Annotated in this window: 15 protein-coding genes; 13 read left to right on the forward strand and 2 right to left on the reverse strand. The window is 73.2% G+C overall.

The genetic code is table 11. The features are described 5' to 3' along the window. Positions 1–170 precede the first annotated feature (170 nt). Positions 171–2,504, forward strand: a complete 2,334-nt coding sequence (locus ACIQ9E_RS10805) for a hypothetical protein (RefSeq protein WP_403705152.1) — start codon at positions 171–173, stop codon at positions 2,502–2,504. A 33-nt stretch (positions 2,505–2,537) separates the two neighbouring features. Here the strand turns inward: ACIQ9E_RS10805 and ACIQ9E_RS10810 are convergent, their stop codons facing one another. Then, positions 2,538–3,407, reverse strand: coding sequence for a hypothetical protein (locus ACIQ9E_RS10810; protein ID WP_403705154.1), 870 nt, complete (start codon positions 3,405–3,407; stop codon positions 2,538–2,540). Between the two features lie 41 nt (positions 3,408–3,448). Between ACIQ9E_RS10810 and ACIQ9E_RS10815 the strand changes: the two genes are divergently transcribed. The 4 genes from ACIQ9E_RS10815 to ilvD all read left to right on the forward strand — a co-directional run bounded on the left by ACIQ9E_RS10815 (position 3,449) and on the right by ilvD (position 8,401). Continuing rightward, entirely contained in the window at positions 3,449–4,408 is a 960-nt protein-coding gene (locus ACIQ9E_RS10815; RefSeq protein WP_403705156.1) for a Ppx/GppA family phosphatase, read from the forward strand. A 286-nt stretch (positions 4,409–4,694) separates the two neighbouring features. Continuing rightward, the gene (locus ACIQ9E_RS10820) at positions 4,695–5,537 is read left to right on the forward strand and encodes a sugar phosphate isomerase/epimerase family protein (RefSeq protein WP_403705245.1); all 843 of its coding nucleotides are present in this window, start codon (positions 4,695–4,697) and stop codon (positions 5,535–5,537) included. A gap of 98 nt (positions 5,538–5,635) precedes the next feature. Next, positions 5,636–6,373, forward strand: a complete 738-nt coding sequence (locus ACIQ9E_RS10825) for a TetR family transcriptional regulator (protein ID WP_403705248.1) — start codon at positions 5,636–5,638, stop codon at positions 6,371–6,373. A gap of 177 nt (positions 6,374–6,550) precedes the next feature. Continuing rightward, positions 6,551–8,401 carry a dihydroxy-acid dehydratase gene (ilvD, locus tag ACIQ9E_RS10830; protein ID WP_403705160.1) on the forward strand — a complete coding sequence of 617 codons (1,851 nt, stop codon included), beginning with the start codon at positions 6,551–6,553 and terminating at the stop codon, positions 8,399–8,401. A gap of 137 nt (positions 8,402–8,538) precedes the next feature. Here ilvD and ACIQ9E_RS10835 read toward each other — a convergent pair whose 3' ends face one another. Continuing rightward, positions 8,539–10,752, reverse strand: coding sequence for a PQQ-binding-like beta-propeller repeat protein (locus tag ACIQ9E_RS10835; protein ID WP_403705163.1), 2,214 nt, complete (start codon positions 10,750–10,752; stop codon positions 8,539–8,541). 137 nt (positions 10,753–10,889) lie between these two features. Between ACIQ9E_RS10835 and ACIQ9E_RS10840 the strand changes: the two genes are divergently transcribed. The 8 genes from ACIQ9E_RS10840 to proC all read left to right on the forward strand — a co-directional run bounded on the left by ACIQ9E_RS10840 (position 10,890) and on the right by proC (position 17,596). Beyond that, on the forward strand, positions 10,890–11,234 hold the full coding sequence (locus ACIQ9E_RS10840; RefSeq protein ID WP_403705166.1) for a peptidase: 345 nt from the start codon (positions 10,890–10,892) through the stop codon (positions 11,232–11,234). Between the two features lie 68 nt (positions 11,235–11,302). Further along, positions 11,303–11,845 (forward strand): hypothetical protein, encoded by a 543-nt coding sequence (locus tag ACIQ9E_RS10845; protein ID WP_403705169.1) that lies wholly within the window; start codon positions 11,303–11,305, stop codon positions 11,843–11,845. Between the two features lie 83 nt (positions 11,846–11,928). Beyond that, positions 11,929–12,807 (forward strand): class I SAM-dependent methyltransferase, encoded by an 879-nt coding sequence (locus ACIQ9E_RS10850; protein WP_403705172.1) that lies wholly within the window; start codon positions 11,929–11,931, stop codon positions 12,805–12,807. Between the two features lie 33 nt (positions 12,808–12,840). Next, positions 12,841–13,758, forward strand: a complete 918-nt coding sequence (sigJ, locus tag ACIQ9E_RS10855; RefSeq protein WP_403705175.1) for an RNA polymerase sigma factor SigJ — start codon at positions 12,841–12,843, stop codon at positions 13,756–13,758. A 64-nt stretch (positions 13,759–13,822) separates the two neighbouring features. Then, positions 13,823–15,013, forward strand: a complete 1,191-nt coding sequence (locus tag ACIQ9E_RS10860) for an NAD(P)/FAD-dependent oxidoreductase (RefSeq protein WP_403705178.1) — start codon at positions 13,823–13,825, stop codon at positions 15,011–15,013. Positions 15,014–15,095: 82 nt separating this feature from the next. Further along, positions 15,096–15,974, forward strand: coding sequence for an ABC transporter ATP-binding protein (locus tag ACIQ9E_RS10865; RefSeq protein ID WP_403705180.1), 879 nt, complete (start codon positions 15,096–15,098; stop codon positions 15,972–15,974). Continuing rightward, the gene (locus tag ACIQ9E_RS10870; RefSeq protein ID WP_403705183.1) at positions 15,971–16,708 is read left to right on the forward strand and encodes an ABC transporter permease; all 738 of its coding nucleotides are present in this window, start codon (positions 15,971–15,973) and stop codon (positions 16,706–16,708) included. Before ACIQ9E_RS10865 ends, ACIQ9E_RS10870 begins: the two co-directional genes overlap by 4 nt. Positions 16,709–16,786: 78 nt before the next feature. Continuing rightward, complete coding sequence (proC, locus tag ACIQ9E_RS10875) at positions 16,787–17,596, forward strand: pyrroline-5-carboxylate reductase (protein ID WP_403705186.1); 810 nt, start codon at positions 16,787–16,789, stop codon at positions 17,594–17,596. Positions 17,597–18,312 lie beyond the last annotated feature (716 nt).

Here is an 18,312-nt window from a genome sequence, read left to right on the forward strand (position 1 = left end):
TGCGCGGGCCCGCGGCGCGGCGGATCCGGTCCACGAATCGGCCCCCATGCCCAAGAAAGAGTGGGTGGAATGAACGATTCCTGTCCCCTTTTGAGCGAACTGTTCACCCGTAAGAATTAAAAGCTGGAAAGCGGTAAGAACGCCGTGGACGGGGTGCCTACGGTCACCTGATGACGAGCAGCTGGCCGAACCAGAGCAGTTGGCCGAATCAGGCCTCCCGCGCCCCGCGCGGCACCGGTGCCCACCGGTCGCGCCGCCGCACTCCCGGCGCGGCGCAGCAGCCGATGCCGCCCGCGGGCCCCGGCCGCGCCGGGCCGCAGCTGCCCGCGTCCCCGGTGGAGTCCCGTGACCCGGGACGGCCCGCGGGGTGGGCCGGTGCCCCGGGCAGCGACCTGCACGGTGATCCGGAGCGTGATCTGCACGGTGATCCGAAGGCCGATCCGAAGGGTGTTCCGGACGGTCTCCTGAGCAGGGACGCGAACAGCGGCCCGAGTGGGGGCTCGAACGGTGGCCGGCACCGTGGGCCGGGCAGCGGTCCGCACGGTGCGCACGCTGCTCCGGGCCGCGGCACCGACGGCGTCCCGCCCGGCGGACACGACGGGGGTGCGGGCCGCGGTCCGGATCCCGGCCGGGACACGGCCCGCGGCCAGGGCCTCGACCCGATCCGGGACTCCGACCCCATCCGGGACTCCGGCCCGATCCGGGACTCCGGCCCGATCCGGGACTCCGACCGGGGCCAGGGCTCCGACCGGATCCGTCCCCCGGGCCGGGCGCGTTACGGGCAGCGGTACGAGCCGTATCTCGACGGCCTGTTCACGTACTGCCTCTCGGTGCTCTGCGACCACGACGCCGCCACCGCCGCCCTCGGCGAGGTGCTCGCCGCCGCCGAACGCCACCACGGACGTGCTCCCGGCGAAAGCCCCGAGGACCGGTCCGGCGCCCCGCCGGGCGACGGCCGCGCCGCGGACCACGATCCCGCGCCCGCCCGGAAGGCCTGGCTGTACGCCCTGGCCCGCTGGACCTGCCGGCGGCGCCTCGCCGAACAGCGGCGGGCCCGCCACGGAGCGCACACCGGCAGGCGCGCCCGGGTGTTCCGGACCTCCACCGCACCCCCGCCCGCCCCCGCCCCGGCCTCCGGAGCCGATCAGGGCACCGGCCCGGCCGCGGAGACCGGCACCGCCGCCCGCCACCGCGCCCGGCTGGCCCTCCTCGCCTGGCCCGAGGCCGCCGGCACCACCCCCGAACAGCGCGAAGCACTCGAACTCTCCGTCCGCCACGGTCTGGGCCCCCGCGAGATCGCCGCCGTCCTCTCCCTCGACCCGGCCCGAGCCCGCGAACTGCTCGCCACCGCCGTCTGCGAGCTGGAACGCACCCGCGCCGCCCTCGCCGTCGTCGGCTCCGGCGACTGTCCCGCCGTCGCCGGACTCGTCGCGGACGAACACGTCCTGCTCTCCGCCGCGCTCCGCACCGAACTCGTCCGCCACGTCGACGACTGCCCCCGCTGCCGCCGCGCGGCCGAACGCGCCGAGGCCCACGGCCCCTGGCCCGGTGCCGCGCCCCGCCCCGGGGCGCTGCCGATGCCGGCGGCCGATCGCCCGGCGGCGTACGCGGCGATGCGCACCGCCCGCGCGGGCCGCACCCGCGCCGCGACGCCCCGCTTCGGGCCCGGCGGCTTCCCCCGCGACCCCAAGGACCACGCGGCCCGGCGCGAGAAATTCCGTGCCCGCGCCCTGACCACCACGGTCGTCGCCACCGTCGTCGCGGCGCCCGTCCTCGCCCTGTGGGCCGCCTACCGCGGCGCACCGCTCACGGGCGAGCCCCACGCCGCGCCCGCCGTCACCGCGTCCGAAGAGGCCGACGACGCGCACCGGGGCGGCTCCGGCCACCCGTACGCCCCCGGCGATCCGTACCGCCGCCACGAGAACACCGGCAGTGCCGTGCCCGGCAGCCACCGCGGGGTCTCGGTGGAGGTCGTCAGCAGCGGCACGCCCGTACCCCCGGCGCGCCCCGGCGCCCCCGCCCGTCTCGGACTGACCGCCAGGGCGTACGGCGACACCACCCGGCTCACCCTCACCGCCTCCGGCGCCGCCCCCGTCGTCTGGTCGGCCCGGACGGGCGTCTCCTGGCTGCAACTCAGCCGCTCCTCGGGGGTACTGCACCCGGGGGAGTCCGTGACCGTGCTGGTGACCGTCGTACCGGACCGCGAACCGGCCGGCCCGTGGCGCGCGTACCTCCGGGTCGAGCCGACGGGCGCCGTGCTCCGCATCGACGGCCGGGGCGCCCCGGAACACTCACCGGACCCCCACCCCCAGCCGACACGGCCGACACCGCCGACCGGACGGCCCTCGTCACCCGGCCCGGACCCGAGCCCCACGGCGCCCCCGAGCCCGACGCCCACCCCGACCCCGTCGCCGAGCGAACCGCAGGCATCCCCGTCGTCCACCCCCAGCCCCACCGACCCGGAGCCGGGTGCCACGCCGTCCGACGGCACCCCGGCCCCGTAGACCAGCAGGCCCGGAGCCGGGGAACCGGGACGGTCAGCCCCCGGAGCAGCCCCCGGCGCCCGCGGGATCGGCCGGATGCGGTGCCAGCAGCGGCAGCTGCGACGCCAGCCGCGCCTCGCACAGCTCCACCAGCACCCCGTACGCCTCCTTGCCCATCAGCTCCGTCAGCTCGGGCCGGTACGACACGTAGACCGGATCGCCCGCACCGTGCGCAGAGGTCGCCGACGTGCACCACCAGTGCAGATCGTGGCCGCCGGGGCCCCAGCCCCGGCGGTCGTACTCACCGATGGAGATCTGGAGCACCTTGGTGTCGTCGGGCCGCTCGATCCAGTCGTACGACCGCCGGACCGGGAGCTGCCAGCACACGTCCGGCTTGGTCTCCAGCGGCTCCCGCCCCTCCTTCAGCGCCAGGATGTGCAGCGCACAGCCCGCGCCCCCGGCGAAACCGGGACGGTTCTGGAAGATGCACGACCCCTTCCAGCGGCGGGTCTGCCGCGCCCCGTCCTCCCCGTCCTCCCCGTCCTCCCCGTCGTCATCGGGGGCTTCCTCCACCCAGCCCGTGGCCGTGCCCTCACCGTGGAACTGCCACAGCTCCGGCGTGAGCCTGGCCACATGGCCCGCGACCCGCTCCTCGTCCTCCTCGTCCGAGAAGTGCGCCCCGAGCGTGCAGCAGCCGTCGGCCGCGCGACCCGCCTGGATGCCCTGGCAGCCGCTGCCGAAGATGCAGCTCCAGCGCGAGGTCAGCCAGGTCAGATCGCAGCGGAAGACCTGTTCGTCGTCGGCGGGATCGGGGAACTCCACCCAGGCCCGCGGAAAGTCCAGTCCGACCTCGTCACCGGGGGCCGTGGCCGGGGCGCCGGAGCGCTCTGCTTTGCCCGGCTTCGCCTTTTTCGTCTTTGGCACAGGTCAAGGGTATGTCCGCGACCGCAGTAGCGTTCGTACTCATGAGACTCGGAGTCCTCGACGTCGGTTCGAACACAGTGCACCTGCTGGTGGTGGACGCCCACCCCGGCGCCCGCCCCCTGCCCGCCCATTCCTACAAGGCGGAACTGCGCCTCGCCGAACTGCTCGACGAGCACGGCGCGATCAGCGCCGCCGGGATAGAGCGGCTGATCGGCACCATCGGCCGGGCGATGCAGACCGCCGAGGACCAGGGCTGCCAGCAGGTGCTCTCCTTCGCCACCTCCGCGGTGCGCGAGGCCAGCAACGCCGATCTCGTCCTCGGCCGGGTCAAGGCGGAGACCGGGGTCGAGCTGGAGGTCCTCACCGGCGCCGACGAGGCCCGCCTCACCTTCCTCGCCGTCCGCCGCTGGTTCGGCTGGTCCGCGGGGAAGCTGCTGGTCCTCGACATCGGCGGCGGGTCGCTGGAGATCGCCTACGGCATCGACGAGGAGCCCGACGCGGCCGTCTCGCTGCCCCTGGGCGCCGGACGGCTGACCGCCGGAATGCTGCCCGGCGACCCGCCGGACGCCGAGGCGGTACGGGCGCTGCGCCGCCATGTCCGCGCCGAGATCGCCAGCACGGTGGGCGAATTCAGCCGTTTCGGGCGCCCCGACCACATCGTGGCGACATCCAAGACCTTCAAGCAGCTGGCCCGGATCGCGGGCGCCGCCCGGGACGCCGACGGGCTCTACGTCCACCGTGAGCTGAGCCACAAGGACCTCACGGACTGGGTCCCCAAGCTGGCCGCGATGACCGCCGACCAGCGCGCCGGACTGCCCGGGGTCTCCGTGGGCCGCGCCCGCCAGCTGCTGGCCGGGGCACTGGTCGCGGAAGGCGCCATGGACCTCTTCGGCGCACAGGAGGTCGAGATCTGCCCGTGGGCGCTGCGCGAGGGCGTCATCCTGCGCCGTCTGGACCATCTCCCGGCGGCCCCCGCGGTGGGCCCGGCGGTCCGCTCGTAAGCACCCGGCCGATACCCGCCGATACCCCGCCGATGCCCCTTCGGCACCCGGCCCGCATCCCGACCCGCCTCGCCGGGCCGCAGCTCGCGCCGTCCGGGGCCGGGGCCCGGGCCCGTACCCTGTCTCCGTGGCAGAAGTGGCGACAGGGACGGGCGCGGACGGGACGGCGGACCGCGCCGCACGGTCGGACCGCGCCCCGCGGGCGGACGGCGCCCCGTGGACGGACCGCGCCCCGCGGGCGGACGGCGCCGGGCGCCGGGACCTCCTCCGGGCGCCCGGCCCCCAGGTGCTGCTCTCCACCGCCTCCGTCTATCCGGAGTCCACCGCCACCGCCTTCGAGATCGCTGCCCGCCTCGGCTACGACGGTGTCGAGGTGATGGTCTGGACGGACCCGGTCAGCCAGGACGTGGAGGCGCTGCGCCGCCTCGCCGACTACCACGCGATGCCGATCCGGGCGGTCCACGCGCCCTGTCTGCTGATCACCCAGCGGGTCTGGTCCACCGATCCATGGGTCAAGCTCCAGCGGGCCCGGGCCGCCGCCGAGACCCTGGGCGCGTCGACCGTCGTCGTCCACCCGCCGTTCCGCTGGCAGCGGCAGTACGCCCGCGACTTCGTCGAGGGCATCTGGCGGATGGCGGACGAGACGGACGTCCGGTTCGCGGTGGAGAACATGTACCCGTGGCGCTACCGGGACCGCGAGATGCTCGCGTACGCCCCGGAATGGGACGTCACCAAGGACGACTACCGCCACTTCACGATCGACCTCTCCCATACGGCGACCGCCCGGACCGACACCCTGGCCATGGTCGACCGCATGGGCGACCGGCTCGGCCATGTGCACATGGCCGACGGCAAGGGGTCCGCGAAGGACGAGCACCTGGTTCCGGGCCGCGGCGACCAGCCCTGCGCGGAGCTGCTCCGGCGGCTCTCCGGCAGCGGCTACGCGGGTCATGTGGTCATCGAGGTCAACACCCGCCGGGCGATGTCGTCGGCCGAACGCGAGGCCGATCTCGCGGAGGCGCTGGCCTTCACCCGGCTCCATCTGTCCGCCGCGGCGGCGGAGCACCCGGACCCGGGCGCGGGCCTCCCGGACGGCGGCGCACCGGGCCGGGAAGCGCACCGCGCATGACCGACTCCCCGGACACCCCTCCCGGTTCCTCCCCTCCCGGTTCCTTCCCGGCCGGTTCCTCCGAGCCCGGCCCGTCCGATCCTTCCCACCCGTCCGGCCTGTCCGATCCTTCCCACCCGTCCGGCCCGTCCGACCGGTCCGGATCATCCGGATCCGGGGGTACGGCCGCTTCCGCGGGAGCGCCGCCCCGCCGCGGCCGCGGCCGCCCGGCCCGTACCAAGGCCCCGGAGGGCCCCGGCGCCCGGGAGCGGATCCTGTTCGCGGCCCGGGAGCAGTTCGCCGAGCGCGGCTACGACAAGGCCACCATGCGCGGGATCGCCCGTGCGGCGGGCGTGGACGCGGCCCTGGTCCACCACTACTTCGGTACGAAGGACGACGTCTTCGCCGCGGCCGTCGAGGTCTCCTTCGAACCCGCGGTGGCGCTGGCGGCGGTCTTCGGTGACGCACTGCCCGGGGGCCCCGCGGCGGGAGCGGTCCCGGACCTGGACGGTGTCGGGGAGCGGCTCGCCCGCTTCTACCTGGGGGTATGGGAGAACCCCGACTCCCGCGCCCCGCTCCTCGCGATCGTCCGGTCGGCCCTCACCAACGAGGCCGCCGCGGCCGTCTTCCGGGATTTCGTACTGAACAGGCTGCTGGCGCGAGTCGCGGACCGGCTGCCGGTCCCGGACCCGCGGCTGCGGGCCGAGCTGGCGGCGGCACAGATGATCGGGGTCACGATCCTGCGGTACGTGCTCCGCACCGAGCCGCTCGCGTCGGCCGACCCGGAGGAGGTCGTCCGGCTGGTGGCCCCGGCCCTTCAGCGCCATCTGACCGGGGAGCGCCCGGCCGGGCCCTGAGCGCACGAGCCGCCGCCCGGTGCGATGCCGTGAACCCGTACCCGTACCCCGTCCCGTATCCCTTCCGTGGCCGATCCGTAGGCGAGATGGGATCCCGTATTCCGGACAGAATGTCCAGATCTTGGAGTCCGGGCGTAGGATTTCTCCATTGACCGACCTACCGAGGAGCGAGCGACGATGCCCGAGCTGAGGTCCCGCACAGTCACCCACGGCCGCAATATGGCAGGGGCCCGCGCCCTGATGCGCGCCTCGGGCGTAGCGAGCGCGGACATCGGCAAGCCGATCATCGCCGTGGCGAACTCCTTCACCGAGTTCGTTCCCGGGCATACCCACCTCCAGCCGGTCGGCCGGATCGTCAGCGAGGCGATCAAGGCCGCGGGCGCGGTCCCGCGCGAGTTCAACACCATCGCGGTCGACGACGGCATCGCCATGGGCCACGGCGGAATGCTGTACTCCCTCCCCTCCCGCGATCTGATCGCGGACAGTGTGGAGTACATGGTCGAGGCGCACTGCGCCGACGCCCTGATCTGCATCTCCAACTGCGACAAGATCACCCCGGGCATGCTCAACGCCGCCCTGCGCCTGAACATCCCGACGGTCTTCGTCTCCGGCGGCCCGATGGAGGCCGGCCGGGCGACCCTGGTCAACGGCACGGTCCGCAAGCTCGACCTGATCAACGCCATGGTCGACGCGGTCGACGAGAGCGTTTCCGACGAGGACCTGCTCCGCGTCGAGGAGAACGCCTGTCCGACCTGCGGCTCCTGTTCCGGCATGTTCACCGCCAACTCGATGAACTGCCTCACCGAGGCCATGGGGCTCTCCCTGCCGGGCAACGGCTCGGTCCTCGCCACCCACACCGCCCGCCGCGCGCTGTACGAGAACGCGGGCCGTACGGTCGTCGAGATCACCAAGCGGTACTACGAGCAGGACGACGCGAGCGTTCTGCCCCGGAACATCGCCACCCGCGCCGCCTTCGACAACGCCATGGCCCTCGACATCGCCATGGGCGGTTCGACGAACACGATCCTCCATCTGCTGGCCGCCGCGCAGGAGGCCGAGCTGGACTACGGTCTCGACGATATCGACGCCGTTTCGCGCCGGGTGCCGTGCCTGGCGAAGGTCGCGCCGAACGTCGCGCCCCAGGGCACGTACTACATGGAGGACGTCCACCGGGCCGGTGGCATCCCCGCCATCCTCGGCGAGCTGTACCGCGCCGGACTGCTGAACCAGGACGTCCACACCGTCCACTCGCCCTCCATCAAGCAGTGGCTCGACACCTGGGACGTCCGCGGCGGCTCCCCGTCCGCCGAGGCCGTCGAGCTGTGGCACGCGGCCCCCGGCTGCGTCCGCTCCGCCGAGGCGTTCTCCCAGTCCGAGCGGTGGGATTCCCTCGACACCGACGCGGCGAACGGCTGCATCCGCGATGCCGCCCATGCGTACAGCAAGGACGGCGGTCTCGCCGTACTGAAGGGCAATCTGGCGGTCGACGGCTGTGTGGTGAAGACCGCGGGCGTCGACGAGTCGATCTGGACCTTCGAGGGTCCGGCCGTGGTCTGCGAATCGCAGGACGAGGCCGTCGACAAGATCCTCCGCAAGGAGATCACCGCGGGCGATGTCGTCGTGATCCGCTACGAGGGCCCCCGGGGCGGTCCCGGGATGCAGGAGATGCTCTACCCGACGTCCTTCCTCAAGGGCCGGGGTCTGGGCAAGGTCTGCGCGCTGGTCACCGACGGCCGGTTCTCCGGAGGTACGTCGGGCCTGTCCATCGGCCATGCCTCGCCCGAGGCGGCTTCGGGCGGCACGATCGCCCTGGTCGAGGACGGCGACCGGATCCGTATCGATATCCCGGGCCGTTCGATCGAACTGCTGGTGCCGGAAGAGGAGCTGACCGCCCGCCGGGAGGCACTGGGCGGGGTGTACGCGCCCAAGTCCCGGGAGCGGAAGGTGTCGGCGGCGCTGCGGGCGTACGCGGCGATGGCGACGAGCGCGGACAAGGGCGCGGTGCGGGACGTCTCCCGCCTGGGCTGACCGCGGGGGCGCCCCCGCGCGGGTCCGTCGCTGTCCGGCCGGTGGCCGGGACCCCTGACCGGGGGTCCCGGCCACCGCCGTATCCGGCGCCCCGGCGGGACCGGGTCCGCCGACCAGAACCGTGCCGGGTCCGCCGTTCAGAACCGTGCCGGGTCCGACGACTCCATTGCGTAGACCGAGCCGTCCGGGGCCGTACCGAACACGCGGTTCCCCGTGGCGGCCGGGGCGGGCAGATAGGACGTGTAGGTACGGGCTCCGCCGTCCATCCGGGGGTCGGTCTGGCCGATCAGCCGGCCGCGGTCCGCGTGCACCGCGAGCAGCCGGCCGTCCCCGGCGCTGACGAAGACCGCGGGCCCGCCGGTGACCGGCCGCGACAGATGCGTCGCCCCGGTCTCCAGCCGCCACGACTGGCCTGCCGCCGGTCCGCCGGTCCGCCCGAGCCGTACGGCCACCAGGGACCCGCCCGCCCCGCTGAGGTACACGGCTGTGCCGGAGACCACGGCCTGCGCCTGCGGGACCGGCGCGTCCAGTGCAATGCGCTCCACGGTGCGCCCGCGCGCACCGTCCCCGGGAGTGAGCCGGACGACCGTGTCCGTGCTTCCGCTCGCGTCGACGGTGATCAGGAGGAGTGCGCCGGACGCGTACCCCGCCGGTCGCAGGGTGCCCTCCAGCCGGTGCTGCCGCAGCAGGCGCCCGGTGTCCGGGTCGACCGCGCGGACGGTGGTGCCCGCCCCGGTGGTCTCCGGTTCCACGGCGTAGACGGTACGGCCGCCGTCGACCCACTCGGCGACACCGCCCGAGCCGTACCGGGCCTGCCACCGCTCGCGGCCGGTCCGGGCGTCCAGGGCCCGTACCCGCCCGTCGTTCCGGACCAGCAGCACCAGATCACCGACGTGGCGCACGGCTTCGTACGGCCGGACCGGTGTCGACCAGCGCGGCGTACCCGTCGCCGGGTCGAGGGCTTCGGCGGGCCCGCCGCCGGGAGACCGGATGTGGAGCAGGCCGCCCGCGAAGACCGGGGCGCGCGGTCCGATGTCCGCCGTCGCGCCCTTGCCCGCGGGCCGGGACCACACCGTCCGGCCGGTCGCCGGGTCGAGCCGGGCGGCCCGTACTCCGGGTGCGGCACAGAAGAGCGCCCCGGTGTCGGGCGCGAGCGTGCACGCCGGAGTACGTTCCTCACCGCGCGCCTGCCCGAGCCGGACGCTCCACTTCTCCGGGGCACCGGCCGCCGCCTCCGACCGCGCCGCGGCCGTACCGGACCGGGCGGCGGACCCGGAACCGGACTCCGGACCCGGCCCGGAGCCGTCCCCGGCGGTCCGGGCCACCACGGCACCGGCCGCCATGAGCACGACGAGCGCGGCAGCCCCGACGGCCCACCGCCGCCGCTTGCCCCGCGGCCGGGTGGTCGCACCCCCGGTCGCACCCCCGGTCGCGCCCCCGGACGGAGGCCCGCCCGGCACGCTCTCGCACGGATCCGGCGACCTCGGCACCGGCACATACGCCTGGGTGTCGTACGACGCCGAAGGCGACGCCTCCCGCAACGCCACCATCAGCTCGTACGGTGTCGGCCGCGCCGCCGGATCCTTCGCCAGACAGCGCCGGATCAGCGGTACGAGACCCGGCGGCACCCCTGCCAGATCGGGCTCGTCGTGGACGACCTGGTAGGCGACGATGTACGGACTGTCGGAGTCGAAGGGCCCCCGCCCGGTCATCGCGTGGACCAGCACCGCGCCCATCGCGAACACATCGGCGGCGGGCCCGACCTCCCGCGGCCGCTGGAACTGCTCGGGCGCCATGAACGACGGCGTACCGATCAGCTTCCCCGTCTCGGTCCGCAGGTCGCTGTCCACGGGCCGGGAGATCCCGAAGTCGATGACCTTCGGCCCGTCCGGCGCGAGCAGCACATTGCTGGGCTTCAGATCGCGGTGGACCACCCCCACCCGGTGGATGTCGCGCAGCGCCTCGGCCAGCCCGGCCCCTGCCCTGCGGGCCTCCTCGGGGTCCATCGGACCGTTCCGCTTGACCCGTTCGGAGAGGGTGGGGCCGTCGATGAAGAGGGTCGCCATCCAAGGCCGCCCGGCCTCCGGGTCGGCGTCGACGACCGGGGCGGTGAAGGCCCCGCTGACCCGTCTGGCCGCCGCGACCTCTTGCCGGAAACGCGCCCTGAACTCGGGGTCCGTCGCATGCTCGGCATGAATGACCTTGACCGCGAGCCGCAGCCCCGACGCGGAGGTCGCCAGATGGACCACTCCCATGCCGCCGGTCCCGAGAGAGGCTTCGAGCCGGTACTGGCCTGCGTATTCCGGTTGTCCGGATTCCGACGCCTGACCGGTGCTGCGCAGCGGTGGCATCCCCACCCCCGATGGTCGATCGTGCGCACGCGCGAAGTTCGGAGCCTAGTCGATGGTGAGTACGACACCGCAGTGGTTGGGCGCCGGGGCGGGGCGTACCGTACCCGTACGCAGATACACCAACGGGGGAGATTTCCATGGCAATCGACGAAGCACGTCCGGAAACCGACGTTCCGCCCGCCGGACCGGCCGTCCTCGCCGAGGCGGGTGCGGTGGCCTCCGACGTCGCGGCGGCGGTCCGCTACTACCCGGTCGCCCCGGGCGTCGCGCTCCACGTCCGGACGGGTCCCGGCACCCAGTACGACCTCATCCGCACCCTGCCCGTCGGCTCCCGGGTGCCGATCTTCTGCCAGAAGCCGGGGCAGGCAGTGAAGGGCCCGTACGGCACGTCGAGGATCTGGGACAACATCGGCAACGGCGAGTTCGTCTCGGACGCCTATGTCCGGACCGGCAGCGACGGCTATGTCGCCATCCGCTGCTGACAGCCGCCGTCCGGCCGCCGGACCCCCGGCCCGAGGGGGACGGCTGCCCGCGGGGGATAATCGGGCCTGTGAGCGAGCAGCAGAAGACCACCGGTGACGGGGCGACCCCGAGCGGTCCGCAGCCCGAGCCCATCCGTTTCTTCGGTACGACGTGGGTCGACCACGACGGCGGGTACGGGCTGCGCCGTGCGGGCGTGGCCCTGGGCGCGGCCGTCGCGGCGGCCGTCGGCGCCCTCGCCCTGCGCCTGGGCTACCAGGGCCTGACCATCGCCGATGTCGGGGGCATTCTGAACGCCCTCGTGATCGTGATGTTCGCGGTGTGCAGCGCGATCGCGTTCCGTAAGACCTGGGAGGGCTTCACGCGCCGTCCGTCGGGCGCCGTCGGCCCCGATGCGCTGCGCAGCGTGCGGACGGTCGGCTTCGTCGGCGTGCTGCTCGCCTGGTGCTTCCGGGCCCTGAAGGAGGCGCCGGGGGAGGGCCTGCACCGCCGGGAGTACGAGACGGCCCGCGCCCAGTACGACAAGCGCCGCCGCACCCGCACGGGCAACCCGGCCGCCCGCGGCTCCACCGAGTCCCCGGGCAGGTCCGCCCGTCCGAAGCGCAAGCGCTGAACGTCCGGCCCGGACGGCGCGGACGGCCCGGACGCGGCACGAGCGGGGCGTAGAACCTCCGCTTCCCGGCCAGGATCCTCACCATGACGAACTCCCCGCCACAGCAGCCCCGTCCACCCCGACAGGCATCGCAGGTCCCGGCTCCCGCGCCGGATGCCCGTCCCGTCCCGGTCACGTCCGCCGGACCGCTCGCCGGTTCGCCGCGCGCCCGCTCCTTCGACGCCGCGGCTGCCCAGTACGCGGCCGCCCGGCCGGCTTATCCGCCCGCGCTCTTCGACGCGGTCGAGGAGATCACCGGCCGGCCGCTGCGCGGAGCGCGGGTCGTCGACGTCGGAGCGGGCACCGGGATCTCCAGCGGGCTGCTGGCCGGGCGCGGGGCCCGGGTCACCGCCGTGGAGCCGGGCGCGGGCATGGCGCGGGAGTTCCACCGGGCGCGTCCGGAGATCCCGCTGGTACGGGGCGTGGGCGACGCCCTTCCGCTGGCCGGCGGCTGTGCGGACCTGGTCACCTACGCACAGTCGTGGCACTGGACGGACCCCGCACGCTCCCTCCCCGAGGCCGTCCGGGTCCTGCGGCCCGGCGGCTCCCTGGCGCTGTGGTGGAACGCCGCCGACTACGGTGTGCCCTGGCTCGCCGCCCAGGGAGCCCGCTTCCGGCAGTGGATCCCCGAGTGGACGAACGGTTCACCGGGGACGGCCCGCGAACTGCCCGCGGCCTTCCGCGCGGTGCACCGCACCCTCCGCTGGACCCGTTCCGTACCGCTCGCCACCCATCTCGACAACATCGGCAGCCACTCCCTGCTGCTGACCCTCGGCCGGGACCGGGCCGCCGAACTGCTGGACCGGGAGCGGGCGGAACTGCTGAAGGTCTTCCCCGGCGGAACGGTCCCGGAGGCGTACACGGTCGAACTGACGGTCACCACCACCGAAGCCGCCCAGCGGCACCGCATCCGGAATCCGTAGCCCGCAAACCCACGAAACCTGAGGACCGGGGACATGGCCGAGCTGTCCGAGTTCGAGAAGCACCGCCGTCGACTGTGGGCCATCGCCTACCGCATCACCGGCTCCGTCGCGGACGCCGACGACGCCGTACAGGAGACGTGGCTGCGCTGGCAGAGACTGCCGGACGGTACGGCGGACTCCCCGGGCGCCTTTCTGACCACCGTGGTCAGCCGGATCTGCTACGACCAGCTCACCTCGGCCCGCGCCCGGCGCGAGACGTACATCGGAACGTGGCTCCCCGAGCCGCTGGTCACCGTCACCGAGGGCGGGCCCGAGGAGCGGGCGACGCTCGACGAGTCGGTGGGCACCGCCCTGCTCACCGTCATGGAACGGCTCAGCCCGCCCGAACGGACCGCGCTCGTCCTCCACGACGTCTTCGCCGTACCGTTCGCCGAGATCGCGGACGTGGTGGGCCGCAGCCCCGACTCCGTACGGCAACTGGCCTCCCGGGCCCGCCGCCGGGTCCGGGACGAGGAGCCCCGCCGCTCGGTCGACCGCGCCGAGCACCGCCGTACCGTCGAAGCCTTCCTCGCCGCCGTCACCGGCGGCGAACTGGAAGAGCTTCTGGAGATCCTCGACCCCGAGGTGGTCTGGCGCTCCGACGGCGGCGGCAAGGTCATGGCGGCCAGGATCCCGGTCGTGGGCCGCGAGAAGGTCGCCCTCTTCATCAGCAAGGTGGTGCGCAGGTTCGTCCCCGGCCGCTCCTGGATCGCGGTCCGCGAAGTCAACGGCGCCCCGGGCCTGGTCGCCGCCGACCCGGTCGAAGGCTGGGCCGTCGTGTACTCGTTCACGGTCCTCGAAGGCCGCGTCGTCGCTGTCGACGCCATCCTCAACCCCGATAAACTCGCCCACCTCGATCTGGCCGCCCTGCGCGGAGAGCCCATCGGCGATACGACGGCCGGCGAGGAGTGACCCGGCGGCAAAAAGACAGGTGGCCGATCTGTCACATCGGCCGCCGCCGTGTCGTCACCCGGGCATGACGACGACACAGCAGCAGCGCAGCTCTCTCGACCAGCCGCAGGTGACGGTGCTGGGAGCCGGGTACGGGGGGCTGCTCGCCGCACTGCGGCTCGCCCCGCACGCCCGGGTCACCCTGATCGACCCCGCCGACCGCTTCACCGAGCGGGTCCGCCTCCATGAACGCGCCGCGGCCCGTACCGATATCAGCCACCCCCTGGCCGGGCTGCTGCGCGGTACCGGGATCCGGCACGTGGCGGCCCGGGCCACCGCCCTGGCCCCGGCGGCCCGGACGGTCACCACCGAAGACGGGCAGCCGCTTCCGTACGACTACCTGGTCTACGCCCTCGGCAGCCGTACCGGCACCCCGGCACCCGCCACCTCCGCATCCGCCCCTTCGGCTGCCGCCCAAGCCGCCCAAGCCGCCGACGCCGCAGCCGAATCCCATGGCCGCCTCCACACCGCGGAGTCGGCTGCGGCCCTGCGCGACCGGTTGCGCGGAGGTCCGGGGTCGGTGGCCGTCGTCGGCGGCGGGCTGACCGGTATCGAGATGGCCGCCGAACTGGCCGAGACCTACCCCGACCGGTCCGTACGCCTCCTCTCCTCGGGCCCCGTCGCCGCCGGACACTCCGCCCGCAGCCGCGACCACATCCGTACGGTCCTCTCGGGTCTCGGCGTCCGGATCGAAGAGGGCGCCACCGTCCCCGGCCCCGAGGCGGTCGACGCCGATACCGTCGTCTGGTCGGCGTCGATGGTCCCCAACACCGGCCTTGCGGCCGCCGCCGGACTGACGCTCGATCCCACGACCGGCCGGATCGCCGTCGACGAGACCCTCCGCTCCGTCAGCCATCCCGGGATCTACGCCGCCGGGGACGCCGCCGCCGCCCACAACGCGACCGCGGGCGCCCTCCGCATGGGCTGTGCCACAGCCCTCCCCACCGGCTCGCGCGCGGCCTCTTCGATCATCTCCGCGATCCGGGGCGAACAGCCCGGACCGCTGAAGTTCGCCTATGTCATCCAGTGCGTGAGCCTCGGGCGCCGGGACGGGGTGGTCCAGTTCGTCAGAGGGGACGACTCCCCGCGCTCCCGTTCCCTCACCGGCCGCACGGCGGCCCTCTTCAAGGAGCAGATCGTGCTCTCGACGATCCGCACTTTCCAGCTGGCCCGCCGCACCCCCGGCCTGATCCCCGCCATCCCCGGTATGAGCTGACCCCGTCCGCCCCCGTCCGCCCCTTTCCTCGGATACCCCCGGACGCTTGACGGCCGGCACCCCCGGGAGCAGTATTCATCAAATGATGAATAAACCGGGGGGTGCCTCCGGGGGTGCCCCGGGCATCGCCGTTCTCGCGCGCGGCCTCACCGTCGCCCGCGGCAACCGCACCGTCCTCCACTCACTCGACTTCACCGTCCCGCCCGGCCGTATCACCGGCCTCCTGGGCCCCTCCGGCTGCGGAAAATCCACCCTGATGCGTACGCTCGTCGGCGCCCAGGCCCGAGCCACCGGCACCCTCGACGTCCTCGGCCGACCTGCGGGAAGCGCCGCCCTCCGGTCCCGTATCGGCTACGTCACCCAGGCTCCGTCCGTCTACGACGACCTCACCGTCCGCCGGAACCTGGAGTACTTCGCCGCCGTCCTCCGGCCGGGCCGCCGCCACCGCGCCATCCGCCGGGACGATGTCGCCCGCGCCATCGCCGACGTCGACCTCAACTCCCACACCGACACCCTCGCCGGACGCCTCTCCGGCGGCCAGCGCAGCCGGGTCTCCCTGGCGGTCGCCCTCCTCGGCACCCCCGAGCTGCTCGTCCTCGACGAACCCACCGTCGGCCTCGACCCCGTGCTCCGCCGCGATCTCTGGACCCTCTTCCACCGCCTCGCCGCCGAACGCGGCACCACGATCCTCGTCTCCTCCCATGTCATGGACGAGGCCGAACGCTGCCACCGCCTCCTCCTGATGCGCGAAGGCCGGATCCTCGCCGAGGACACCCCCGACGGCCTCCGCGAACGCACCCGCACCCGCTCCGTCGAAGCGGCCTTCCTCCACCTCGTCGACGAGACCACCGCCCGCACCCACCCCGGCGAGCCGAACCGCTCGCGAACACCGCAGCAGCACCACAGCCGTCACGGCAGCAACGGCACCGATGGCGGCACCGACCAGGAGGCCACCCGATGAGCACCGCCCGCACCCTGGCCACCGCCGCCCGTGTCCTGCGCCAACTGGCCCACGACCGCCGCTCCATCGCCCTGATGCTGCTCGTCCCCTGTGTGATGCTCCTGCTGCTCCGCTATGTCTTCGACGGCAGCCCCGACACCTTCGACTCCATCGGCGCCTCCCTTCTGGGCGTCTTCCCCCTGATCACGATGTTCCTGGTGACCTCCATCGCCACCCTGCGGGAACGCACCTCCGGCACCCTCGAACGCCTCCTGGCCATGCCCCTGGCCAGAACCGACCTCATCGCCGGCTACGCCCTCGCCTTCGGCCTGGTCGCCGCCGCCCAGTCGCTCCTCGCCACCGGCCTCGCCCTCTGGGGCCTCGGCCTCGACATCACCGGCTCCCCGTGGCTCCTCCTGGTCGTCGCCGTTCTCGACGCCCTCCTCGGCACCGCACTCGGACTCTTCGTCTCCGCCTTCGCCACCTCCGAGTTCCAGGCCGTCCAGTTCATGCCGGCCGTGATCTTTCCCCAACTGCTGCTCTGCGGACTCCTCGCCCCCCGCGCCTCCATGCAGCCCGTCCTCGAAGCGGCCTCCACCGCCCTGCCCATGTCGTACGCCGTCGACGCCATGCGCGAGGTCCAGCGGCACTCCGAAACCACCGGAGCCTTCGTCGCCGATGCCCTGGTCGTCGCGGGCTGCGCCCTCCTGGTCCTCGCCCTCGGCGCGGCCACCCTGCGCCGCCGCACCCCCTGAACCGATCACAGCCGCACCGCCCGGCCCGCCGGTGCGAGGATGGGGCCAGAACCCCCCAGCGGCGAGGTGAACAGAGCCATGACCCAGACAGTCGCAGTCCTCGGTACGGGCAAGATCGGCGAGGCCCTTCTCAGCGGCATGATCCGCGGGGGCTGGCGCCCGGCCGATCTGCTGGTCACCACCCGCCGCACCGACCGTGCCGAAGAACTCCGCAGCCGCTACGGAGTCGAGCCCGTCACCAACCTCGAAGCCGCCAAGCGGGCCGACACACTCATCCTGGCCGTCAAGCCCCAGGACATGGGCAGGCTCCTCGACGAGCTGAGCCCCCATCTCACCCCCGACCGCCTGGTCATCAGTGCCGCCGCGGGTATCCCCACCTCCTTCATCGAGGACCGCCTCGGCGCCGGCACCCCCGTGGTCCGTGTCATGCCCAACACCCCCGTACTCGTCGACGAAGGCATGTCCGTCATCTCCGCCGGGCACCACGCCTCACCCGGACACCTCGCCCACACCGAGGAGATCTTCGGCAGCGTCGGCAAGACCCTCCGCGTCCCCGAGTCCCAGCAGGACGCGGCCACCGCCCTCTCCGGCTCGGGCCCCGCGTACTTCTACTTCCTCGTCGAGGCCATGACCGACGCGGGCATCCTCCTCGGCCTGCCCCGCGCCCAGGCCCACGACCTCATCGTCCAGGCCGCCATCGGCGCCGCGGTCATGCTCCGCGACAGCGGCGAGCACCCCGTCAAACTCCGTGAGGCGGTCACCTCCCCCGCGGGCACCACCATCAGCGCCATCCGCGAACTCGAAAACCACGGTGTACGCGCAGCCCTGATCGCCGCCCTCGAAGCCGCCCGCGACCGCAGCCGCGAACTCGCCTCCGGCAACGGCTGACCACTCACCCCCACCGGTGGCCGTGTAGCCCCACGGCCACCGGTGAAGAAGGCATGTACGCGCCGTCATGGCCCGGAGCGCAGGGCATACGACCCCGGGTTTGACAGTGGGCACGGCGACTCCGTAGTGTTCTCCGAGTTGCCCGACGAGAGCGCCGACTCCGGTTGGTCCCCGGGCAGTCATTCCGCACCACCACACGACGAACGAGCGGCAGTCTCTGCCGCCCGCTTTTCGATGTGTTTTTACGGAATGAGGAATCGCGTTCGACAGGACGCAGACCCGATTAGCTTCGGAGAAAAGATTCCGCTAGAGTTTGAAACGTCGGAACGGCCGAAGGGCCGGAAAGACAAACCCGAGTTTCGACCGGGAATCAGGCCCGAAAGGATCTGATAGAGTCGAGAAAGTCGAAAGACAAAAGGCCGCTTCAACAGGCCGCTGGATTCGAAAGTCCGGACCGGAAACGGAACGGGAAAAGGATCTGGTAAGGTTGGAAACGCAAGACCGAAGGGAAAAGCCCGGAGGGCCTCGTGAAAAGGGCCTGAAGGAAGCGTCCGTTCCTTGAGAACTCAACAGCGTGCCAAAAATCAACGCCAGATTAGTTGATACCCCGTTCCCTGGCCCTTGTGGCTCGGGGATGAGGTTCCTTTGAAGAAACACATACAGCGAGGACGCTGTGAACGGTCGGATTATTCCTCCGGCTGTTCCGCTCTCGTGAT

Origin of the sequence: Streptomyces sp. NPDC094448 (assembly GCF_044763775.1) — a bacterium.
Classification (GTDB): domain Bacteria; phylum Actinomycetota; class Actinomycetes; order Streptomycetales; family Streptomycetaceae; genus Streptomyces.